Here is a 20572-nt window from a genome sequence, read left to right as displayed (position 1 = left end):
CCTTGTAATAGGAAAATTATGTTAAAATATATTTATGAAGAACATTCGGAAGGGGGATTGTAGAATGAAGGGTGAAAAAGTGAAAAAGACGTTTAAGGTGATAGGGATGAAAGGAGAAGGAGCTTTCACTGATTTTATGACAGAAGTACCGAAGCTTGCCAAACTATTTTTGGAGCGGTTACACGAAGTTGAAATCATACCGGGCACTGAAATCGCCTTATATGAACCAAAGAAGGATACGGACCATTTGGAGGGGACCTTCTTTGTCGGAACAATCGTGGGTGAATCTCTATCACATATTCCTGACGGTGTGGAGTTTATCGAGGTGGAGGAAGAGTATGTTACGGCGAAAGGGCAACATATTGGGGAGCTTCATAAAAATTTATTAATATGGATGGATGAGCAGGGATATAAACGGAAATTGGAAGCTTACATTGTGGAGACCTATCATCCTCAGGAAAATGGTGAGGAAGAAGTGATGGTTCACCTGCCGATTCAACCTTAGAATTCATTTTAGAAATGCCTCATATTTCGCAATCCTTATCTATCCCCATTCAATTGTTCACAAAATGTTCACTTATGTAGCCCATCCCTGAATCGCTATACTAGCAAAGTGTATAAAAGAAGGGATGATGAAAATGCCGGCTACAAAGAAAGAAAATCTTTATTTTGGAATGATGATGTGCATGGGAATGGTGGTGATGATGACCTTTTATAATCTGTTGATCAATGGATTGATTGGTACCGTGACACTGAAAGGGATCCTTCTTCAACTTCTCTTGGGGTTTATGGCTGCGCTCCTTCTCGAGGTATTCATCGTAGGTCCGTTGGCGCATAAAATAGTGTTTTCTTTACCGTTCGATAAATCCAAGAGTTTGTATGTCATCTTCTTCACTTCCCTGTTTATGGTGGTGGGGATGGTCAGCCTGATGTCTCTATTTGGATTGGGGACGACCTACTTCTTTCACGGTTTTGGAGAGAAAACCATCCTGGAAAGCTATGTATCGATCGTTTCTAAAAATATCATTTTCGCACTTCCTCTTCAGCTCGTCATCATGGGGCCGATCGTACGGTTCGTGTTTGGGAGAGTGGTGAAAAGGCAGGGAATGAGTGCTTGATTCCTTGTATGGAAAAAGGCAGTCAGAGGTTTCGTTTAAACGCTGACTGCTAAAAACGGAGGAATTCACATGAAAACAAATCTATTAAACATTCTGGAAGTGATTAAGCTTGGAGAAAAGCTGAAATCAGAAATGAGGCACAGCTGGCTATCGAACGGGAGGCAGGAAAGTGTCGCAGAGCATACATGGAGAGTCTCCTTGATGGCCATGTTGGTGGAACACTATTTAACTGAGGAAGTGGACTCCGCAAAATTATTGAAGATGATCATCATCCATGATCTCGTTGAGGCAGAAGCAGGGGACATCCCGGCATTCGATACGATGAACGACGAGTCAGCAAGGGAACAAAAGTCAGTCAATGAGAGAAAATCCATCGAGAAAATCAGGGGTATGCTAGGGCATGCATTAGGAAACGAACTGTACAATCTATGGTTGGAGTTTGAAGGGAAACAGACATACGAAGCGAAAGTCGCCAATGCCTTAGATAAATTGGAAGCACAAATTCGGCATAACGAAGCAGATGTATCCACATGGCTTGAGGTCGAACACAAGATGAGCTTTATGATGGATAAGCATGTTGGATTTGATGAAACACTGCAGATTTTTAAGGATATTATTGAAGAGGAAGCAGAGAAAAAGCTGAACGAGGCTGGGGTTGATACGAAGAAACTGAGAGATCATCGTCCATCTCCCATTGTTACATAGAAAAGACCCATTTTTATGGAGTTTGAATAAAATAGTACGCAAGTTGATCAAAGGAGATTTCATTTTTATGAATGAAAAATCCAAGGAGAGAAATAGATGAAAATAGGTTTGGTTTTATTTATAGTCGGTTTAGTGATTTTTATGCTGGGAATCTATTTATCTGCTTTTATCGGGAGCATAGGCACTGTATTAGGTGTCGGTGGCGGAATGATGCTCGGGGTCAGTAGTTATTTTATAGGGAAGAATCAGGTGAAATCGAAATAAGGACGGAGGTGTTGAACAAGTTGTGTAGAGAATCAGGTGGGGGATGATATCGCTGAGTGAAGAATGAATTTTATTACTCCAACATAAGTAGATTTGAGAAGGGGAGGGATTTAGTTGAAAAAGTACTTAACTATTGGTTCATTTCTTTTCTTTTTAATCAGTTTAATAATATACATTTTGTCTTTTTTAGGCTACGACACTTTCTTACTGCCCGCGGTCATCATCTCAGTCATTGGTTTTATTACAGCCTTGTTTGGGGAAAAATCGATCTACAGGAAGATTGGTCTGTTTGGAAATGGCGTCATTTTAGTGGTTGTACTACTCATCCCCTTTATTGTGACGACTTTTTTTTGGAATAGTCCTTAATGGGATATATTTATAGTAGAGGCTGGGACAAAACTAAATCTATACATTCTAAAGACGAACAATAAGATCACGTGTTACACCGCTGCCCGATTCCGTGCAAGACTTCGCTTTCCTCGGGCGGAAGGCGAGTCTCCTCGTCGCTGACGCTCCTGCGGGGTCTCACCTATTCCGCTTTTCCCGCAGGAGTCTTCGTCTTGCACTCCAATCAACAGCTAGAACCTGCTTAATACATGGATTAAGCGTTAGCACCAAAAAAATAAAATCCGAACGAGTTAGATTTTTATTAAATCAATCGTTCGGATTTTTCTTTATCTGAAACCCTTTTGTCCCACCCTCTTTATTTTATAGAAAAAAGAAAAACAGAAAAAGTTGTAACCTTTTCATGCACTCATTCGATTAATCATTGAACACAAAAAGGAGGGAGAAGATTGGTTGATGAAGAAGAACTTGAGGTCACCATATCGAGGCTCTATCAGGAGCACTATATGGACGTATACAAATTCCTGGTCTGTTTCTCAGGAAATCGGAACGACGCAGAGGATTTAACACAAGAAGTCTTTATCCGCGTACTCAACCATTTATCCCGCTATAATCATCAATCATCCATTAAAACGTGGATTCTCTCCATTGCCAAACACGTCGCCATTGATCATTATCGTAAGAGGAAATTTGTGACCATCTTCAAAGAAGGCTTCTTCAAAAGGATGATTTCTACTACTCAACAACCAATCGACCAGATGGAAGAAAGAGAAATGAAGAAATCAGTACATGATGCCATTGCAAGCCTGAAACCCGATTACCGATCCATCGTCATCCTCAGGGGGATCAATGAGTTCTCAGTAAAGGAAACTTCTGAAATCCTTCAGTGCAGTCAATCTAAGGTGAAGGTAAGTTACCACAGGGCTTTAAAAGAGCTGAAAAAGAAGCTGAACGTAGAGACGGAGGAGGTATTAAGACATGCAAGGTGAAAAGGAAATCATTCAGCTAATGAAAGAGACGTATCCATTAGAGCCAAGAAAGGATTTTGTTTCCACCACTCAGCATGTATTAGAAGAGTCTGCAAGAAGAAAGAGCAAAAGAAGGCAGTATAAAAATAGAGCTCTTACGTCAATTGTCATTACCCTTAGTGTCATCGTCGCTTCCTGGGTTCTATTTTTCGACGGAACCTCCACCATCAATCGAAATGTAGCATCGCTCTTACATGATGACGCCTTTTTTATCGGAGAGCAGGAACAACCTGCTGTATACGTATATCACTCACATAACAAAGAGTCATTTATCCCCGAATTATCCACAACTAAAGCTTCTGAAGCGTTCGATGATTCAACGAATATTACATTAGTGGGAAAACGGCTTCAGCAACAATTAAACAAAAAAGGTATAGACGTCATACATGAACAAAAAGATGTCGGGGAAATAGTGGACAAACGCAATTGGTCATTTAAGGATTCGTATAAAGTGTCGAGAGAACAATTCAAAGAAGTACTTAAAGACCATCAAACTATAGAAATAGCATTGGATATCCATCGGGATTCAAGGAAAAAGGCTGAAACGACTCTTAAAGTAGAAAATAATGAGTATGCAAGAACAATATTCATTGTATCAAGATCCAGCAGCAACTTTGAGGAGAATCTGAAATTTGCGAAGCTTATAAGTGAACAAATGGAAGAGAAAGTACCGGGGGTATCCAGAGGAGTCGTAGTGAAATCAAAAGAAAACACTGAAGAACAGAATACCTACAATCAGGATTTGCTGGATCAATCAGTATTATTAAATATAGGTGGATTGGAAAATACTCTTGAAGAAGAGTATCGGACAATAAACGTCCTTGCTGATGTCATAGAGGAAATAATGAAGGATTAAACACAAAAACAGCCACCCGCAACAATGGCGGATGGCTGATTCTATCTTACGCTACTTCCGTCTCTTCCTTCTCCCCAGTCCCTTTAGACTTAAAGCTGATAAAGAACAGGACGGCTAGAATTACAATGATTGAAACAAATACCATCATATTGGATTCGATCAGTTTGACAAGGTTTCCAAGCACGATGCCGACTAAACCGAAATCCGCATCTCCAAATGTGGTTCCCTGGAATCCAAGTGAGCTCAATACCGGCAGCAAGAGGGCAGGCAGGAAGCTGATCATGATCCCGTTCGCCATGGAGCCAATGACGGCACCGCGACGTCCCCCGGTTGCATTGCCGAACACTCCGGCAGCTGCCCCTGTGAAGAAGTGAGGGACGAGTCCGGGAACGATTACTTTCAATCCTAGTAAAGGCAAGAAAAGCATGCTGACAAGACCGGCAATAAAGCTGAATAAGAAACCGATGATGACGGCGTTTCCTGCGAAAGGGAAGATCGCCGGGCAATCAAGTGCCGGTTTAGCATTCGGGACGATTTTGTCCGCAATCCCTTTGAATGCCGGAACGATTTCACCAAGAAGCATACGCACCCCTGCTAAAATGATATACACACCAACGGCAAATGTGATCCCCTGCATAAAGGCAAACACAAGGAAGTTTTGTCCGCCGCTCAATTCTCCTTCGACGAAAGCGGGACCTGCTGCGCCTGCTACGACGAAGAACAGGATGACCATCGTCAGAGAAACGGAAACGGATGTATCGCGAAGGAAACCGAGTGATTTTGGCACTTTGATTTCTTCTGTCGATTTACTTCCTTTCCCAACGGCTTTTCCGACCATCGCTGAAACCAAATACCCGATCGATCCGAAGTGACCGACGGCAAAGTCGTCTGAGCCGGTGACTTTACGTGTGAAAGGCTGAAGCATGGCAGGGGACAGGACCATCAACGCACCAAGGATGATCGAACCGAGAACGATCAGCGGTACTCCGGTAAATCCGCTGGTCGTTAAGATGACCGCAATCATACAGGCCATGAACATCGTATGGTGACCAGTTAAAAAGATGTATTTAAAAGGACTGAATCGTGCAATGAGAATGTTGACCACCATACCGAACAGCATGATCATCGCGGTCTCCGTTCCAAAGCTTTCCTGTGCCAGGGCAACAATCGCTTCGTTGTTCGGAATCACCCCGTCGACTTCGAACGCATGATTGAACATGCTGCTGAATTGCCCAAGGGACTGGACGAGTACATTCGCACCCGCACCGAGGATGACGAAGCCCATGACCGTTTTAAGAGTCCCGGACACGACATCCCCTGAATTCTTACGTTGAATAAGGAGCCCGATTAAGGCGAATAACCCAACAAGGATTGCAGGTGTACCTAATATATCCTTCATTATGATATCAATCATTGAATCGCTCCTTTCTAATAAAAAGTGGACTAGATATTTTGTTCCAATGCTGCGCGCAGTTCGTTCTTATCCATTAAGTTCTTTAACTTCACAACATTCTTGCTCCCGTCTTCCAGGCTTTCGACGATATCTTCAGAACCCAGGAAAAGATCTGCCTGTTCTGTCTTGGCTGTTGTCAAATCCGTGTGGGAAACCTCTGCCTCTTTCCCCATCTCCTTCAGTGCTGCCTTTACGTTCATTTCCACGATCATGCTGCTTCCTAATCCATTTCCACATACAACTAATACTTTTTTCATTTTGTTTTCCTCCTTAAATTTATCCTTCAATGGTTTGATTGATTAATTTGATAACGGCTTGACGATCCTTTGCCGTGATTAACCGCTCCACGTTCCCTTCATTCGATAATAATTCTGTTAGCTGTGCAAGTGCCTTCAAGTGAGTTTGATTATCGATCGCCGCGAGCACGATGATGAGGTGGGCGCGATGCTTTTCTTTTTCGGAAAAATAAACGGGTTCCTCTAGTCGCAGGAAGCTCATCCCCAACTGTTCGACTCCTGTCTCTGGACGAGCGTGGGGGATAGCGATATTCGGTGCGATGACGATGTAAGGACCCAATTCCTTCACGTTTGTAATCATCGCCTCCACGTAATCCGGTCGGATCGATTGCTGTTCGACAAGGGGCTCACTCGCCACCTTGATGGCCTCCTCCCAATTCGTGACTCGGTCTTTCAGCTGGATCGTCTGTTCTGTCAGTAATTCATTAAGCATAGGCTTTCTGATCTCCTTTATCATGGGAGTAGTTTGTTCTAAAAGGTGGACCAGTTCTTTCTTCAATTCGTCTTCTTCATGGATGGTCGCATGACGTTTGATTACTTCCATCAAATGATCGGTCCGGTTCTGATCGGGGGGCTTCGAGTCGAAAAGATCGTTCATTCTCTGGATGACCCGCTCCTTTTCAAGATTCGTCAATATGGCGGGAACATGGATGACGGGAATGTCTTTTTCCTTAATGTAATTAGTGGAAAAAATGACGTCCGCCTTGTACTCTTTTCTTTGGTATTCCCTCATGGAGAGCGTCGTGATGACATTCAGCCCGGCAATCAGATTCTCGAGTTGAGTCTGGAGCATATTGGACGTCCCGATACCATTCTCACAAACGATCAGTGCTTTGAACTTCGTCTCTACTTTTTTCTTCTCTTTGGTCAGCCACCCTCCGAAGTGCAGGGTGATGTAGGCTGCTTCTTCATCAGGAACGGTTTTTCCAACATACAGCTCGAGATGCCTCATGACCCGCTTCGTCAGGTGAAAGATGTCCGGGTACGTCGTTTGAATGCTGTCAGACAGGTCATTCGCGATGGCGAGACCGTATTTGAGCCGGTAATAGGTCGGTTTAATATGGGAAATCAGGTTTTCCTCTAGTCCCTTTTTATCATCGAAAACGACACAGGAGTAAAGCTGGAAATCATGGATCATGTGTTGAACGACTTCTTTCAGCCCTGACAATTCTTGTTCTGTATAGCGGTTGAAGTTATCTTGTTGAACTTTTGACCCCAACAGGTTCATCGTTATAAAACAAACTTCATCATCGGGGAAGGCGACTTCAAGCTTATTGGAGATATGAAGCGCTGCCCTGTAGGCTTCTGTTTGCTTGAGGACCTCTTTTTCAGCTTCTGGAACCGTTATATACTTGTGCAGTTCTATTCGTTTCATGATCATCAGGATTTGCAGGGACAGGATTTCCACCATTTCATCTGTCAGGGTCAATCCTAATTCGTTTTCCGCTTCATAAAGAATCTCCCTTACCAGGCGTCTTTTCTCCGTTTCATGTGACCAGGTGGCAGCTTCCGGCTGGATCATCCTGTGAACCTCATTCCGGACATTTTGCCAATCCTGATGTGAGAAGATGGTGGCGAGGATCGTGGAAAGCATCGTTCTTCTTGCCTCTTCAGGACCACTCAACCGGTATCCCGAACCTTTCTTGTAATACAAGTGCAATCCCGCTTTATGAAATTCCTGCTTGATGTCTTTAATCACCTTCGCAATCGTCCCCCGGCTCATGCTGGTCAGCTCCATGAACCTCTGCATCGAGGCATCTTGTTCCTCTAACAGGATGACAGCTTTAATCAGAACATCCCGTTCCTGCTTCGATAATTGATATTGCCAATCTTCGAAACTTTGATCCTTATAAACCATTAACTTCGATTTCGAAACAGGAGGCAAAAACAGTCCCTTGCCATGCCGGCTTTCAATGGGTTCCAGTGCTTGAGTCCGCAACCAGTTGTTAATCTGATCCAGGTCGTAATAAATGGTTCGTTGAGACAGCTTCGTCCTTTCTGCCAAATCTTTCGTCGAAATCGGATCAGGTGAATGTTGAAAGATGGATAATAAGTGTGCACGCCTTTTATCCAGTACCATGAGGATCCTCCTCTAATCAATTTTGCATATTTATATTCTTGTTTAGTAGATGATCATCTTATGAGTCTAGTATAGGGGTATTTATTCAGTGATGAAAGGGGTTTCACTGTACAGAGTTTGTACGCGTTATTTTTGCAAAGTTAAACAGATGGGTAGAGAGGAAGATAGGGCCAACTTTAGCAAACCAAGGTTGGAATGAAAGGAAAAGAATAATGTCTGTCGTTTATATTCAATTACAGTTAATTGGGAAAAATTGAAACTTATTATCCTCGTTTACGTAGTTATACGTATATAGGACAGGAGTGATCAAAATGGAAATAAAGGTATCCAGAAATGGCGGAAACTTACGAATCAAGTGGCAGCTAAGTCAAATAGACATCCGATTATCGGAAATTAAGGAAGTGTCAATGGATGATACATATGGCGGTGAAGAAAAGCAGGAGATACGGATTGGATTTCCTTACGGGCACACAGACAGAGTGGTGATCAAGACCAGCATGGAAACGTATATTCTTTATACCAGTAATGGCGGTATGAAAGAGAAGGTTCTGTCGTTTGTGGAAGCGAGTTAGATGAGTTTCTGGATGTGGATCGCCATTTCTTTATCATTGGTTGGCGGTATCACCGCTGCTAATTCCAGTAAGAGAAAAACGGAAAGAAAATATGTGGTTGCTCTACTTTGTTTTATCGTTGCAGTAATCATCTTTTTCTTTTGGTGGTTTGACCGCTAATAAGCTATATGTTTTAAAAAAGGATTGAGGTCTTTACAGATATTTGAAATAATTGGAATTAACAAATGTTCATAGGGGGTGGCAAAGTGTTCTATTTTGAAGGTTGGCTGCCAATCATATTACTTTTTATCATTACAACATGCCTGATTGTCGTGATGGCCAGGTATACCCGTAACCACATAGTATTTAGTTTGTCTGCCGTGTTGGGGTGCCTCAGTCTCGGGATCATTTTGTCCAGTGTATTCATGGTCGGTGGTTGGGATGGTATGGCGATCGGCTTCTATGCGATTGCTGCGTTTCTTGGTCTTTCAATCGGAACCGCTATAAGTCCGTTCATTAAGAAAAAAGAAAGAGTGGATGGATGAAAAGCTAGTTTGGTCAGCCGATCCTGTTCGAGTAAGGTGAAATGATGACATAGGCATTGCTCCAAAAAAACCCGCGCCTAACAGGGAAGCGGGCTTTTTGGTGTTATCCCATAGAGCATAGGAATGATATCGCAAGAATTCAGGGCTTCTCCACGTCATCAAAAACAGCCTCAGCATGATCAAGCTCGATAACTCAAACAGGTGGGGCAGGGTATGCATCATTGATAACGGTAAAGGTATCTCTCAAAAATGATTTGCCCGTAACGGAGAACCATACTTCACCAACAAAGATCGGTCCTACCAACTGCTTAAAATTGATGAACGACTGCTGGTGACGCTGCTCTTGTCTATGAGTGATACCCCTCTTGAAAGATGAGAGGGGATTATTTATGGAAAGGGGGATTGTTAAATGGTTAGGGGTTTGAAATAATTGGAATTATAAGAAACTTGTGGAGGTTTCTGTTTCATTTTGCTCGCAATCTATAAGTTCAGCTATGAGTTCTTAAATTTAGGCTGGCGTAGAATCAGGAGGGGCCGTCTTATCCAAAAGATATGAGCCGATTTGGATCACTTATTTATGAGCAAGAATTTTTAATAAATGAGCATGATTTACATTTTATGAGCCAGGTTCCGACCATATTGAACCGTTTGTCGAATCGTGGATGTTAAACCCCGGAGACCTGTGACCAGGGACATCGCCAATTATATAGTGGGAGTGGTTTAGAAGAAAGGTGGACGTACATATGCCAAATGAAGAAAAATTAACAGGAGGGAATGTCTCTAACGTATACCGTTCAGGAGACACCGTCCGTCGGGAACTAAAGCCGGAAAGTGCCAAGATTCATAAGCTCTTGAACCATTTAGAAGTGAAAGGATTCAAGCATTCACCAGCATTTCTCGGAATCGACGAGAAAGGCAGGGAAATCTTATCGTTCATTGAAGGGGAAGCCGGGAATTATCCGTTAAAAGACTACATGTGGTCAGGTGAAGCGCTAAAGGAAATAGCGAAGATACTCCGCAAATACCATGATGCTGTGAGTGATTTTCCGATAGAAGCAGGCTGGCATCCAATCGATAACACCCCCCGGCCATATGAAGTACTGTGCCATAATGACTTTGCCATATACAACATTATTTTTAACGAAAAACGTCCTGTCGGAATCATAGATTTCGATGTAGCCGGTCCCGGACCAAGACGGTGGGACATCGCTTATACTCTTTACACCTGCGTTCCCTTGAGCCGTCTGCATCATTCTGAAACGGGGGAGGCCGTTCATTACGATCCATTACGGGATGCCGGCAGGATCAAACAGAGGGTGAAAGGGTTCTATGAATCGTACGGTTTGGATTTTGGAATTGACGATCTCCAAATGGTCCTCGGCCGATTGGAGGCAGTATGCCGTACCATCCATCGAAAAGCCGGGGAAGGAGATCCAGCTTTTCAAAAGATGATTGAGGAAGGGCACGTCGAACACTATCAGAAGGATATCACTTTTATCCGTGAAAATCTTGAGGATTGGATATAGGAGGCGTCGTAATTGGTAGGAAAAGAGATTAAAAACGCAGGAGAAGTAAAACTGGTGGGATTCAGAGTCGTTTGCCCTGGTGACAGGGACACAGAAGAAATCCCGAAAGCGGCAAAGCAGTTGAAGGAAAGAATGAGTGAAATTCGGAACGCATTGCCTCCTCGAAAGCAGATAGGCGCTTTTGTAGTGGAGGAGTCGTCCCCTGAAGAAGATGGCTATTGGATTGGACTACGGGTAAGTGAATACGAAGACATTCCAGAAGGCATGACAACCTTGACCATCCCACCTCATCGATATGCTACTATCCTTCATCAGGGACCGAATGAACATATCAGAAAAAGCTATGAAGAGCTGCATCGATGGATCAACGATAATGGCTATATCCGCTCCACTGCGTCGTGGAATCTCGAAATCTATCAAAAAGAAAACCAGCCTGAAAACCCTTCTGATGTGTGGGTGGAATTATACGATGCTATTTTATCGACATGAGGTGGAAGGGAGATGAAAAAAAGGGCATTTATGCTGACTTCCCTTTTATTAATAGGCTGTCAGGGCATCGAGTCTGACCTGACGGAAGAGCAGGCAAAAGCCATCGTGATGGAACACCACTCCGGCACGGTTGAAATTATCTCCGTGACGAAGGAACGGAATAAGTATATTGTTTCATGGGAAAAGGAAGACAATTGTGAGTGGGGAAAAGATACTGTGAATAAAAAAGGTGAAATTGAAAAAGAAGAGACTTCTATATGTTGAGGACGTTTCTTAAGCCACTTGCATATATTTGTATCATTTTTATGATAACCGCCTGTTCGAATGAAATGGGACATGAAAAGCAAGACATCGTTGTCAAGAAGCAGGTTGGAGATGAAAATAAATATGAAACATTTAACAAGATCACCGACACGAAACGGGTGGAAGAGGTTAGAAAAATCCTAAATGACGCCCATTGGAAAAATGCACAGGTAGATTTTATTCGTCCTGCCGATTATCAATTTATCTATGAATTTAAGAATCCCGATTTCGATGCAAAGGCAGTGTTGCACCGTGTGTGGATCAGTCCGAAGAAAGATGAACTGCAAATCATCCGGGGGGATTTTGACTACACACAGCTGCCAAAGGCAGAATCTGCACGTTTGTTTGAGATTTTGACCGGAGAGAGATTAGGAGAAGACTAGTTTTCTACAAAGAAAATTCGACAAACGTGCTTGATTCTTTTAAATCCCGCACGATTTTTCATATTCCCGCACGATTAATCTGAAACCCGCATGATTATTCCCAATCCGGCATGAAAGTAGTGGAAACCAGCATGATTCTGTTACGGGGACTATTTAGGGAGGGTAACAGGAATAGAAGATTGATCGATAGTGGCTTTTTTTACCGTTTTCAACTTAAAGAAAGGATCAAACATGAAAAAAGCTTAAGAAATCATTCAATCGATTGATTTATAGGTAAGACTAAAAGTGGAGGAAACCAAACGATGACCACATACATTTATATGATAAGGCACGGAGAGTCCCCTAAAGAAGGCAATGAACGAACACGGGGGTTAACGGAGAAAGGAATGGTCGATGCGGAGAGAATAACGGATCGTTTAAAAAAGGAAGGTATCCATGCAGTGGTATCAAGTCCATATCTCCGTTCGATTCTGACGGTTGAAGGAATAAGTCAACATATAGGACAGCAGGTCATAGTGGAGGAAAACCTGAAGGAGAGGGTCTTTTCTTCCGGACAAAATCGGGTATCCGATCAGGAATTAGGTCCGCTCCTTTTGAAGTCCTTCGAAGATCCGGACTTCGCGTTAGAAGGTGGGGAATCAAACGCCGAGTGTCAAAAGAGAGCGATCGCCGTATTGACTACCCTTTTGCATACATGTGAGGGAAACAAAATAGTGATCGGAACACATGGTGCCATCATGACAATGATGATGGGCTATTACGACAGCCGCTTTGGTTTACCTTTTTTACACAGTACGACCAAACCGGATATGTATAGGATGGAATTCAAAGGTTTGGAATTTGTGGGGGTGGAGCGGTTATGGAAGTGAGTACAGTTCCAATAAGGTGTACAGGAATCGCCGTCGTACTATTAAAGAAAGTGCAAAACCAATACAGAGTATTATTAGTGAAAAGAGCCGGGGTGGTCTTGAAAGATGTTTGGTGCTATATCGGCGGGGGCATCGAGAATGGGGAGAGGGCGTGGGAAGCTGCATACAGAGAGGTTGAAGAAGAGACAGGTATCTCGAAACTATCTTTATATTCTTCTAATGCCTTTGACAAGATTTACTCCATAGGTGAAAACTTCATTTATCTGGCACCCGTATTTGTTGGTTACGTCTCAGAGGATCAGGAAGTGACTTTAAACGAGGAGCACAGTGACTATAAATGGTTATCCTTTGAAGAAGCAATCGATACTGTCTCTTTACCTGGAAATGAGGAAGTTCTATCGTTCATTGAGAAGCATTTCGTAAAAAGGGAAGTTCCGGATTATTTGCGCGTCGAAAATTGAGGCGGTTTAATAGATATCTTTTTATACAGACAGGAAATACAAGTTTGAAAACAGAATGACTACTATACATACCTTAATAAAAAATGATGAACTTTAAAAGGAGACAGAAAAAATGGATGTTTTCATAAGCCAGTATGAGTGGATTCAACGAACAAGGGAGTTATTGTTTCGTTATTGTGAAACCATGTCCCAATCGGAATATGTAAAAGAACTTGAATCGTTTGGAGGAGATTCCATCCGTAATCTTCACGTTCACGTGGCCGATTGCTATCGCGTATGGTTGGGAAGTCGAGGACTTGGTCAATCCCTTCCTCCATTCACTCCAGAATCGGCTAACAACGTAAAAGAGATGCGTGACATTTTCAGAGCGACAGATGCCCTGGTTCATGAATTTCTACAGGAGTTTAAGGGGAAATGGGATCACACGATACACGTATCCTTTGGAGAAGACGAGAGTGCAGTGATCTCTGCGTTATGGCTGTTTACGCATACCGTCACACACGAATTTCACCATAAAGGACAAATCGTGAAAATTGGAAGACAGCTGGGGTATACCCCGCCAGATACGGATCTGATTGAGTCTTGATTGTTCAGGCGATATAAGGTATAGGGCATGCAGGATAAATATTCGTGATTTCATGGGACGTGCTTCTTTTTGACATCATCTAAACTCGACCCCCGGGGATCAGTCCCCGGTTTTTCATCCTATTCCAATGAATTTACTCCTTCTCTCCAACAAAACCGTATCGCGCCAGATCCCATCCATCTTCCCGATCTTTTCACGGTGACCGACGATTCGAAAACCATGTTTCTCATGAAGTTTGATACTTGCCCGGTTTTCAGGGAATATCCCCGATTGTAGGGTCCAATATCCTTCTTGTTCACTTGCTTCGATTAAGGCGCCGAGGAGTTGGCTTCCGATTCCCTGCCCAGCATGCCGTGTCGAAACATACACACTGACTTCGGCTACACCTCTGTATACACATCTGCTTGAGACAGGACTCATGGCAGCCCATCCTACTATAGAATCCTCAGAACGGACAACGATCCGTCCTGCTTCTATATGATTGGCATCCCACTCTTCCCAGGAAGGGACGTCTTTTTGAAAGGTCGCGTTCCCCGTTGCGATTCCCTCCCGATAGATGTCGGCTACTTGATTCCAGTCACTTTTTCTCATCTCATCTATATATCCCTTCTTCATCTCAACACCCCTTTTACTTAGAATAATACAGAAACGTCTTGCAATCTATATATAAGTGAAATATTATATAAGCATACATTAATATATGGAGGTGGCAAAGTGACGGTTGAACTAGACAAATCAGCAACCATTCTTAAGTTATTAGGGGATAAAACCCGATTAACCATGGTTAAGATACTAGATACGAACGATTGTTGTGTGTGTGAATTTGTAGAAATCTTCAAAGCAAGTCAGCCTGCTATTAGTCAGCACGTCCGTAAATTGAAGGATGTGGGGATCGTGAGGGAGAAACGCCGTGGTCAATGGATTATTTACTCCCTTAATCGTGAAAGTGAATACTTCCCGATGATCCAAAGCCTTCTTGACCACCTGCCGAATCAGGACTTCAAATTGAAGGAATTGGAGGAGCAGGGCTTACGCATTTCTTGTGAATAATAGGAGGTAAAATGGAATTATGACTATATTAGCATCTGTGATTTTTCTCATCACCCTCGTGTTCGTCATTTGGCAGCCTAAAGGACTTTCCATCGGCTGGTCCGCAATCGGCGGAGCCATTTTGGCGCTGATCGTAGGGGTTGTCGATTTCAGCGATGTGGTGGATGTGACAGGCATCGTCTGGAATGCGACATTAGCATTTATTGCGATTATCATTATTTCTCTCATTCTTGATGAAATCGGATTTTTTGAATGGGCTGCCTTGCATATGGCACGGGCGGCAAAAGGAAACGGAGTGAGGATGTTCGTCTACGTTTCCCTCTTAGGAGCGGTGGTAGCGGCTCTTTTCGCCAACGATGGAGCGGCACTGATCCTGACACCGATCGTCCTTGCGATGGTACGGAATTTGAATTTCAGTGAGAAGCTTGTGTTTCCGTTCATCATCGCCAGTGGATTCATCGCCGATACGACGTCACTGCCTTTAGTGGTCAGTAACCTGGTGAACATTGTGTCCGCTGACTTCTTCGGAATCGGGTTTGTGGAGTTTGCTTCCCGCATGATCGTACCGAACCTGTTTTCATTAGGAGCAAGTATTTTGGTTCTTTATCTCTTTTTCCGGAAGAGCATCCCGAAGAATTATGATGTTTCTCAGCTTAAGAAACCTGTGGATGCCATACAGGATATCAAAATGTTCCGCCTTTCCTGGGTGGTGCTTTCGATTCTGCTTGTCGGCTATTTCGCCAGTGAATTCATTGGCCTGCCGGTTTCCATCATTGCAGGAATCGTGGCTATCTTCTTCTTAGCCATGGCAAGAAGAAGTGCAGCCGTCAACACGAAATCAGTCATCAAAGGGGCTCCGTGGGCCATCGTGTTCTTCTCGATCGGAATGTACGTGGTCGTATATGGTCTCCGTAATGTAGGGCTGACGAATGTGCTTTCGGATGTCATCCAAATGACGGCGGATCAAGGATTATTTGCCGCCACTGTCGGAATGGGATTCATTGCGGCCATCCTTTCATCCATCATGAACAATATGCCGACGGTGATGATCGATGCCTTGGCGATCGCAGGGACGGATACAACAGGTGTCACCCGTGAAGCGTTGATCTATGCCAACGTCATCGGTTCGGATTTAGGACCGAAGATTACTCCGATCGGATCATTAGCCACATTATTATGGCTCCACGTTCTTTCATTAAAAGGAGTCAAAATCTCCTGGGGGACCTATTTTAAAACAGGTATCATTTTGACCATCCCAACCCTCTTCATCACACTGATCGGGCTATATATATGGTTATTAATCATCTAACAAACATTAAAGGAGAGATTGAATATGTCAAAGAAAAACATCTACTTCCTATGTACAGGTAATTCATGCCGAAGCCAAATGGCAGAAGGCTGGGCGAAAAAACATCTAGGTAACGAGTGGGACGTCTACAGTGCTGGAATCGAAGCACACGGATTAAATCCAAATGCAGTGAAAGCGATGAAAGAAGTCGACATCGACATCACCGATCAAACATCCGATATCATCGATCCTGAAATCCTGAATAACGCTGACTTAGTCGTCACACTATGCGGCGACGCAGCGGATAAATGTCCAATGACACCACCACATGTGAAACGTGTACATTGGGGATTCGATGACCCTGCAAAGGCGGAAGGAACGGAAGAAGAACAATGGGCATTCTTCCAGCGCGTTCGTGATGAAGTAGGGGAAAGAATCCATCGTTTTGCGGAAACCGGTGAATAAAAACTCAATAGCCAAGAGGGACGGTTTCTCTTGGTTTGATTAGGCAAATGAACCTTATTTGAAAGAACAGCTCCAGATCGGGGCGAATAATTGTTGTAAACCAAAAGCAAGGCAGCTGCGAAAAGAGCAGCTGCTTTTTTTCATCAGACAAAGTAGAAGATGAACCCGGATACGGTAGACATGGTGATCACCGATAGAACAAAGATCATGACCAACTGTTTTCTGAAAATCGATTTAAGGAGGATCACTTCAGGAAGACTGGCCCCAGCTGAACTGATCATCATCGCCATGACAGGTCCGAGAGCCATTCCTTTCATAATCAGAATCTGTGAAATGGGGATCATACTCGAAAGACGAATATATAAGGGTATCCCGACGACGGCGGCGACCGGTATGAGCCACCAATGCTCCCTCCCGAAGAAATCGGAGATCCACTCTGTCGGAACGAGTCCATGTATGACGGCACCTATGGCTGCACCGATGATGAGATAGGGATACACACTTCTCATCAAGTCAATGGTTTCCTTCCAAACTCCCTTCATGGAGAATTTTTTCTGATCTTCATTAAACCCGGTCATCATGACGTTCTTGACGTACTTTTCAAATCCAAATGTCTCCAACAGGAAGCCGATGCAAATAGAGAAGATGGTCGTCACTACGGTATATATGAAGGTTACTTTCCATCCGAGGACAACACCCATGATAGTCAGGATCGTGGGATCTAAAACGGGGGAAGCGAATAAGAAAATCATCACAATCCCAAAAGGCATTTTCTTTTTCAACATGTTCACCACAACCGGTATCGTCGAACATGAGCAAAATGGAGTGATAAACGCAAACACGATTGCAGCGGCCGCACCCCAAGCCTTGTTCTTCCCGGATATCATTTTCTCGATTTTTTCATAAGGGATGAATCCTTGCAATAAACTGATGGCAAATGAAATGACCACAAACAACACCGTTAATTCCAGGGCAATTTCCAGAAAACTTTTTACTGTTCCCCCCCACATATTGATCGTCCCCTTTCCTGATTAAACTGCCGGGCAGCAAGAGCTGCAGCATATTTGGTCTTCGATTTTCTTAGTGAAAATGGATGGTGCCGGTTTAGCGTGGTGCATGGAGATCCTTTCTTGCATGTAGCTTCTTTTTTCCTTTAAAATCATTTCTTCTTTATAAAAGTTAAACATTTTTATCTCCTCCATTAATCAAAATATATTGATTTATTAATCAGAAAAAATTGATATTACCTTTAAAAATTTAACAGGATGGCCTGAAGAGGCAGCATAATTCTGCTGAAAGCAGGTGGTTGATCTCTTCCTGGTTCAAACTGTAATAGCTCCAAGTCCCTTTTGTTTCTTTCTTCACAATGTTCGCATCCAGGAGGATCTTTAAATGATACGATAATTTTGATTGCTTCATATCCATTAATGGAGCCAGGTCACATACACACATTTCGCCTTTCATCGTCAATATGTTCATGATCTGAAGCCTTTTTTGATCGGCAATGGCTTTGAATTTCTGTTCGTATGTTTCAAAAACCTTTGTATTAGATACGTCTTGTAGTGGAATGTCGTTAGTCATCACTCAATCCTCGTTTCTCATCAATTTTTCTTGATGTAATCATTTTATATCCATTATTTTCATGTGTCAAGTAATAAATCAATTATATTTGATTTATTCATTTTATTCTATACGACGTAATGGAAGAGGTTTATAAAATCAATTTTTCTTGATTTATTGGTTGTTTTTCAGAAAAAAGGAACATATACTATGGTTGTAAATCAAATAAAATTGATTTATATAATTAATCAATTTTATTTGATTTAAAATGAAGGAAGGGGATGGAACATATGAATATCATTAAGATTTTACTAGGGGATAAGAAAAGCGATTCTCAAGAATGTTGCCAGATTGAAATAAAAGAAGCGGATGAAGAGAGAGGTTGTCCTTCGGAGGAAAGTGAAGAAATGAAATGCTGCTAGTTTAAAGGTGAGGATGTTGTCATCGATAAGGGAGGAATCCATTCCCTTATCGATTTTTTATTTTAATGACACGTGGAACTGTGCAGCCCTCAGGAATAAAGCTTGAGTAAGTGGTAGGATTTTGAAATAATTGGGGCGTCACTATTTTAAGAAGATGTTTTAACAAGGAGAGAGAAAGTGAGCAAAGTAGGAGTTTATAAGAGTGATATTACGCCCCCTTTAGGAACCGATTTTATCGGGTATCACAGACCCTGTGGGATTAGAAATATTGATGAACGCATTTATTCAACAGCTTTTGTGTTTGAGCACCACCATGATAAGTCGGTTTTTATTAGTATAGATAATATTGGAATGCTGATAGAAGATACGTCAGTGATTCGTAAGCGGATTGCCGCTAAATTGGATGTACCTTATGAAAAAATAACAGTTGTCTTCACTCATACGCATTCGGGTCCCGCCACCGTCAGTAGCAGTGAAAGAGTGAATGAGTATAAAACCGTCCTCATAGAAAACACGGTGGTGGCAGCCGTTAAAGCTCATGAGCGTATGCAGCCTTCTGAAGTTGGCTGGAATGTCACACTTGGAGATATTGGCGTGAACCGAAGAGAGGAAACAGCTGAAGGAAGAGTGAAAATGGGGACAAATAAGAAGGGTGTGGTGGATAAGCGAATCGGGATCCTGGCGATTCGTCATCAACAAGATCAAACACTCTCTGGAGCCATCGTATTCTGTACGGCTCACCCCAATGTCCTGAAGTCAGATAGTGATTGCCTGTCCGGGGATTATCCGGGAGAGACAAGAAGGATCCTTGAACCAGCATTGGGGTGTCCCGTTATCATTGTTCAAGGTGCGGCCGGTAATGTGAATGCCAGATACCGGGGTTCAAGGAATGCATTGAAAAATATGGCTTACGCCTTGAGTGCCAGTGTGTTAGGGATGATTCCTGCTATTTTATTCCAAGGGATTTTTAAGTTACAAACACCATCGACTATCATGCCGATAAAATTGATCAACATACCAGAACCAGAGGGGATTAAAAAAATGGCCAGGGCTGCAGAGGAACAATGGGGGGTGGGTACAAGCAAATGGCTGGCACATATGTTGGGGAAATTTGAACTGGATGAAAGACAAATTTCGATTGATTTAGAGATTCAATCCTTCCAGGTTAACGAAGGTTCTTTTTCCGGTATTCCGATGGAGCCTTTTTCAGAGGCAGCCCTTGAGATCCAGGATAGGTTACATTCTCCTCTTGCCTTTTTTGGCGGCTATACCAATGGCTATCTGGGCTATTTACCTACAAAGGAAGCTTATCCATATGGAGGGTATGAAGTGGAACTGAATCCAGTAGTGTATGGACCGGTAACAAGTCTTTGGATGCCGCCTGCAGAAGATACCTCACAAAAAGTCGTTCACAAAGTACTGGAACTGCACAATCATAAGGAGGTAGAAAAATGTTTCGAAACAAACCAAAGTGTTCGAGATGTGGGAAAGAAATAACCGGCAATGAGATCATCTACATCAAGATGAGATATCCTGAAAGGAAAGGAATGACAGAGATCAAAGCTTTCTTGAACAATGAAGGAAGATTCATATGTGAAGGATGTTTTGATGGGGAGAGATCTGCTACCATTTAATTGAAAGCCTCTTTTGAGGATGATTTTGCCTTTTTCCGCCCGGGATTTTCATCATCCTATATGAAAATCGGAAACTTTCAGCCTTGAGTGTATATCAGGAACCTTATCTGAGTTTCCGGTTTCTCGAGTCGAATATGAGCCGTTTGTCGGAAATTCCCGATTAGCTGCTAAACGAACATGATGGTCAAGAGGGAATTCTAATCACTGTGACCTCTCTCGGAGAAACCGCCCCATGTTGATTGTTTCTTCTTCATAAAGGAAAAGCTTATACCAACAGAGAAATAAATACATAGGA

29 protein-coding genes are annotated in these 20572 nt (G+C 42.8%); 22 read left to right on the top strand and 7 right to left on the bottom strand.

The window, feature by feature from the left end; translation table 11 throughout:
- The first annotated feature begins 64 nt into the window (after positions 1-64).
- The 7 genes from BAA9072_RS01005 to spoIIP all read left to right on the top strand — a co-directional run bounded on the left by BAA9072_RS01005 (position 65) and on the right by spoIIP (position 4316).
- Positions 65-505: an AraC family transcriptional regulator gene (locus BAA9072_RS01005; protein ID WP_201712828.1), complete on the top strand. Its 441-nt coding sequence runs from the start codon at positions 65-67 to the stop codon at positions 503-505.
- Positions 506-638: 133 nt separating this feature from the next.
- The gene (locus BAA9072_RS01000) at positions 639-1118 is read left to right on the top strand and encodes a hypothetical protein (RefSeq protein WP_201712827.1); all 480 of its coding nucleotides are present in this window, start codon (positions 639-641) and stop codon (positions 1116-1118) included.
- A 69-nt stretch (positions 1119-1187) separates the two neighbouring features.
- Positions 1188-1823 carry an HD domain-containing protein gene (locus tag BAA9072_RS00995; RefSeq protein ID WP_201712826.1) on the top strand — a complete coding sequence of 212 codons (636 nt, stop codon included), beginning with the start codon at positions 1188-1190 and terminating at the stop codon, positions 1821-1823.
- A 96-nt stretch (positions 1824-1919) separates the two neighbouring features.
- The gene (locus BAA9072_RS00990; RefSeq protein WP_201712825.1) at positions 1920-2087 is read left to right on the top strand and encodes a hypothetical protein; all 168 of its coding nucleotides are present in this window, start codon (positions 1920-1922) and stop codon (positions 2085-2087) included.
- A 114-nt stretch (positions 2088-2201) separates the two neighbouring features.
- Complete coding sequence (locus BAA9072_RS00985) at positions 2202-2453, top strand: hypothetical protein (RefSeq protein WP_230980710.1); 252 nt, start codon at positions 2202-2204, stop codon at positions 2451-2453.
- Positions 2454-2881: 428 nt separating this feature from the next.
- Positions 2882-3421, top strand: coding sequence for an RNA polymerase sigma factor (locus tag BAA9072_RS00980; RefSeq protein ID WP_201712824.1), 540 nt, complete (start codon positions 2882-2884; stop codon positions 3419-3421).
- On the top strand, positions 3411-4316 hold the full coding sequence (spoIIP, locus tag BAA9072_RS00975; protein ID WP_201712823.1) for a stage II sporulation protein P: 906 nt from the start codon (positions 3411-3413) through the stop codon (positions 4314-4316). The genes BAA9072_RS00980 and spoIIP overlap by 11 nt, the downstream gene beginning before the upstream one ends.
- A 46-nt stretch (positions 4317-4362) precedes the next feature.
- Here the strand turns inward: spoIIP and BAA9072_RS00970 are convergent, their stop codons facing one another.
- Genes BAA9072_RS00970 through BAA9072_RS00960 form a run of 3 tightly spaced genes read right to left on the bottom strand, consistent with a single transcriptional unit; the run spans position 4363 to position 8145 of the window.
- Positions 4363-5730, bottom strand: coding sequence for a PTS ascorbate transporter subunit IIC (locus BAA9072_RS00970; RefSeq protein ID WP_201712822.1), 1368 nt, complete (start codon positions 5728-5730; stop codon positions 4363-4365).
- 29 nt (positions 5731-5759) lie between these two features.
- Positions 5760-6026 (bottom strand): PTS sugar transporter subunit IIB, encoded by a 267-nt coding sequence (locus BAA9072_RS00965; protein ID WP_201712821.1) that lies wholly within the window; start codon positions 6024-6026, stop codon positions 5760-5762.
- Between the two features lie 19 nt (positions 6027-6045).
- A complete protein-coding gene (locus BAA9072_RS00960; RefSeq protein WP_201712820.1) occupies positions 6046-8145 on the bottom strand; it encodes a BglG family transcription antiterminator in 2100 nt (699 codons plus the stop codon).
- Between the two features lie 311 nt (positions 8146-8456).
- Between BAA9072_RS00960 and BAA9072_RS00955 the strand changes: the two genes are divergently transcribed.
- The 10 genes from BAA9072_RS00955 (at position 8457) to BAA9072_RS00910 (ending at position 13858) form a co-directional block, all read left to right on the top strand.
- Positions 8457-8717: a SunI/YnzG family protein gene (locus BAA9072_RS00955; RefSeq protein ID WP_201712819.1), complete on the top strand. Its 261-nt coding sequence runs from the start codon at positions 8457-8459 to the stop codon at positions 8715-8717.
- The gene (locus BAA9072_RS00950) at positions 8718-8876 is read left to right on the top strand and encodes a hypothetical protein (protein WP_201712818.1); all 159 of its coding nucleotides are present in this window, start codon (positions 8718-8720) and stop codon (positions 8874-8876) included.
- A gap of 86 nt (positions 8877-8962) precedes the next feature.
- A complete protein-coding gene (locus BAA9072_RS00945; protein WP_201712817.1) occupies positions 8963-9241 on the top strand; it encodes a YesK family protein in 279 nt (92 codons plus the stop codon).
- A gap of 743 nt (positions 9242-9984) precedes the next feature.
- Complete coding sequence (locus BAA9072_RS00940; protein ID WP_201712816.1) at positions 9985-10767, top strand: phosphotransferase; 783 nt, start codon at positions 9985-9987, stop codon at positions 10765-10767.
- Positions 10768-10779: 12 nt separating this feature from the next.
- The gene (locus BAA9072_RS00935; protein WP_201712815.1) at positions 10780-11256 is read left to right on the top strand and encodes a GyrI-like domain-containing protein; all 477 of its coding nucleotides are present in this window, start codon (positions 10780-10782) and stop codon (positions 11254-11256) included.
- 12 nt (positions 11257-11268) lie between these two features.
- Positions 11269-11520: a hypothetical protein gene (locus tag BAA9072_RS00930; protein ID WP_201712814.1), complete on the top strand. Its 252-nt coding sequence runs from the start codon at positions 11269-11271 to the stop codon at positions 11518-11520.
- Entirely contained in the window at positions 11514-11942 is a 429-nt protein-coding gene (locus BAA9072_RS00925) for a hypothetical protein (RefSeq protein WP_201712813.1), read from the top strand. The genes BAA9072_RS00930 and BAA9072_RS00925 overlap by 7 nt, the downstream gene beginning before the upstream one ends.
- 302 nt (positions 11943-12244) lie before the next feature.
- A complete protein-coding gene (locus tag BAA9072_RS00920) occupies positions 12245-12811 on the top strand; it encodes a histidine phosphatase family protein (RefSeq protein WP_201712812.1) in 567 nt (188 codons plus the stop codon).
- Positions 12802-13272 (top strand): NUDIX hydrolase, encoded by a 471-nt coding sequence (locus BAA9072_RS00915; RefSeq protein ID WP_201712811.1) that lies wholly within the window; start codon positions 12802-12804, stop codon positions 13270-13272. The genes BAA9072_RS00920 and BAA9072_RS00915 overlap by 10 nt, the downstream gene beginning before the upstream one ends.
- Positions 13273-13384: 112 nt before the next feature.
- On the top strand, positions 13385-13858 hold the full coding sequence (locus tag BAA9072_RS00910) for a DinB family protein (RefSeq protein WP_201712810.1): 474 nt from the start codon (positions 13385-13387) through the stop codon (positions 13856-13858).
- Between the two features lie 114 nt (positions 13859-13972).
- Here the strand turns inward: BAA9072_RS00910 and BAA9072_RS00905 are convergent, their stop codons facing one another.
- Positions 13973-14473: a GNAT family N-acetyltransferase gene (locus tag BAA9072_RS00905; protein ID WP_201712809.1), complete on the bottom strand. Its 501-nt coding sequence runs from the start codon at positions 14471-14473 to the stop codon at positions 13973-13975.
- A gap of 99 nt (positions 14474-14572) precedes the next feature.
- Here BAA9072_RS00905 and BAA9072_RS00900 point away from each other — a divergent pair, with 99 nt between their 5' ends.
- The 3 genes from BAA9072_RS00900 to arsC are packed head-to-tail and all read left to right on the top strand — an operon-like array spanning position 14573 to position 16661.
- The gene (locus BAA9072_RS00900) at positions 14573-14908 is read left to right on the top strand and encodes an ArsR/SmtB family transcription factor (protein ID WP_230980709.1); all 336 of its coding nucleotides are present in this window, start codon (positions 14573-14575) and stop codon (positions 14906-14908) included.
- Between the two features lie 19 nt (positions 14909-14927).
- Positions 14928-16217, top strand: coding sequence for an arsenic transporter (locus tag BAA9072_RS00895; RefSeq protein WP_201712808.1), 1290 nt, complete (start codon positions 14928-14930; stop codon positions 16215-16217).
- A 24-nt stretch (positions 16218-16241) separates the two neighbouring features.
- On the top strand, positions 16242-16661 hold the full coding sequence (arsC, locus tag BAA9072_RS00890) for an arsenate reductase (thioredoxin) (RefSeq protein WP_201712807.1): 420 nt from the start codon (positions 16242-16244) through the stop codon (positions 16659-16661).
- Positions 16662-16804: 143 nt separating this feature from the next.
- Here the strand turns inward: arsC and BAA9072_RS00885 are convergent, their stop codons facing one another.
- From BAA9072_RS00885 to BAA9072_RS00875, 3 genes are all read right to left on the bottom strand, one after another.
- Entirely contained in the window at positions 16805-17671 is an 867-nt protein-coding gene (locus BAA9072_RS00885) for a permease (RefSeq protein ID WP_201712806.1), read from the bottom strand.
- 21 nt (positions 17672-17692) lie between these two features.
- On the bottom strand, positions 17693-17848 hold the full coding sequence (locus BAA9072_RS00880; protein ID WP_201712805.1) for a hypothetical protein: 156 nt from the start codon (positions 17846-17848) through the stop codon (positions 17693-17695).
- A gap of 70 nt (positions 17849-17918) precedes the next feature.
- Entirely contained in the window at positions 17919-18242 is a 324-nt protein-coding gene (locus BAA9072_RS00875) for an ArsR/SmtB family transcription factor (protein ID WP_201712804.1), read from the bottom strand.
- 269 nt (positions 18243-18511) lie between these two features.
- Between BAA9072_RS00875 and BAA9072_RS24410 the strand changes: the two genes are divergently transcribed.
- The gene (locus BAA9072_RS24410) at positions 18512-18643 is read left to right on the top strand and encodes a hypothetical protein (protein ID WP_269139890.1); all 132 of its coding nucleotides are present in this window, start codon (positions 18512-18514) and stop codon (positions 18641-18643) included.
- Between the two features lie 177 nt (positions 18644-18820).
- Positions 18821-20140 (top strand): neutral/alkaline non-lysosomal ceramidase N-terminal domain-containing protein, encoded by a 1320-nt coding sequence (locus BAA9072_RS00870; RefSeq protein WP_201712803.1) that lies wholly within the window; start codon positions 18821-18823, stop codon positions 20138-20140.
- Positions 20141-20572 lie beyond the last annotated feature (432 nt).

Source organism: Rossellomorea arthrocnemi, from assembly GCF_904424705.1.
Taxonomy (GTDB): Bacteria; Bacillota; Bacilli; order Bacillales; family Bacillaceae_B; genus Rossellomorea; species Rossellomorea arthrocnemi.
Note: the sequence above shows the minus strand (reverse complement) of the source record. Positions and strands in the feature narration are given on the sequence as shown.

Bases quoted from the DNA above. Each gene is read 5' to 3' on its own strand.
- BAA9072_RS01005 (WP_201712828.1), top strand. From the start codon at position 65: ATGAAGGGTGAAAAAGTGAAAAAGACGTTTAAGGTGATAGGGATGAAA.
- BAA9072_RS01000 (WP_201712827.1), top strand. From the start codon at position 639: ATGCCGGCTACAAAGAAAGAAAATCTTTATTTTGGAATGATGATGTGC.
- BAA9072_RS00995 (WP_201712826.1), top strand. From the start codon at position 1,188: ATGAAAACAAATCTATTAAACATTCTGGAAGTGATTAAGCTTGGAGAA.
- BAA9072_RS00990 (WP_201712825.1), top strand. From the start codon at position 1,920: ATGAAAATAGGTTTGGTTTTATTTATAGTCGGTTTAGTGATTTTTATG.
- spoIIP (WP_201712823.1), top strand. From the start codon at position 3,411: ATGCAAGGTGAAAAGGAAATCATTCAGCTAATGAAAGAGACGTATCCA.
- BAA9072_RS00970 (WP_201712822.1), bottom strand. From the start codon at position 5,730: ATGATTGATATCATAATGAAGGATATATTAGGTACACCTGCAATCCTT.
- BAA9072_RS00965 (WP_201712821.1), bottom strand. From the start codon at position 6,026: ATGAAAAAAGTATTAGTTGTATGTGGAAATGGATTAGGAAGCAGCATG.
- BAA9072_RS00960 (WP_201712820.1), bottom strand. From the start codon at position 8,145: ATGGTACTGGATAAAAGGCGTGCACACTTATTATCCATCTTTCAACAT.
- BAA9072_RS00955 (WP_201712819.1), top strand. From the start codon at position 8,457: ATGGAAATAAAGGTATCCAGAAATGGCGGAAACTTACGAATCAAGTGG.
- BAA9072_RS00950 (WP_201712818.1), top strand. From the start codon at position 8,718: ATGAGTTTCTGGATGTGGATCGCCATTTCTTTATCATTGGTTGGCGGT.
- BAA9072_RS00940 (WP_201712816.1), top strand. From the start codon at position 9,985: ATGCCAAATGAAGAAAAATTAACAGGAGGGAATGTCTCTAACGTATAC.
- BAA9072_RS00930 (WP_201712814.1), top strand. From the start codon at position 11,269: ATGAAAAAAAGGGCATTTATGCTGACTTCCCTTTTATTAATAGGCTGT.
- BAA9072_RS00925 (WP_201712813.1), top strand. From the start codon at position 11,514: ATGTTGAGGACGTTTCTTAAGCCACTTGCATATATTTGTATCATTTTT.
- BAA9072_RS00920 (WP_201712812.1), top strand. From the start codon at position 12,245: ATGACCACATACATTTATATGATAAGGCACGGAGAGTCCCCTAAAGAA.
- BAA9072_RS00915 (WP_201712811.1), top strand. From the start codon at position 12,802: ATGGAAGTGAGTACAGTTCCAATAAGGTGTACAGGAATCGCCGTCGTA.
- BAA9072_RS00910 (WP_201712810.1), top strand. From the start codon at position 13,385: ATGGATGTTTTCATAAGCCAGTATGAGTGGATTCAACGAACAAGGGAG.
- BAA9072_RS00905 (WP_201712809.1), bottom strand. From the start codon at position 14,473: ATGAAGAAGGGATATATAGATGAGATGAGAAAAAGTGACTGGAATCAA.
- BAA9072_RS00895 (WP_201712808.1), top strand. From the start codon at position 14,928: ATGACTATATTAGCATCTGTGATTTTTCTCATCACCCTCGTGTTCGTC.
- arsC (WP_201712807.1), top strand. From the start codon at position 16,242: ATGTCAAAGAAAAACATCTACTTCCTATGTACAGGTAATTCATGCCGA.
- BAA9072_RS00885 (WP_201712806.1), bottom strand. From the start codon at position 17,671: ATGTGGGGGGGAACAGTAAAAAGTTTTCTGGAAATTGCCCTGGAATTA.
- BAA9072_RS00880 (WP_201712805.1), bottom strand. From the start codon at position 17,848: ATGTTTAACTTTTATAAAGAAGAAATGATTTTAAAGGAAAAAAGAAGC.
- BAA9072_RS00875 (WP_201712804.1), bottom strand. From the start codon at position 18,242: ATGACTAACGACATTCCACTACAAGACGTATCTAATACAAAGGTTTTT.
- BAA9072_RS24410 (WP_269139890.1), top strand. From the start codon at position 18,512: ATGAATATCATTAAGATTTTACTAGGGGATAAGAAAAGCGATTCTCAA.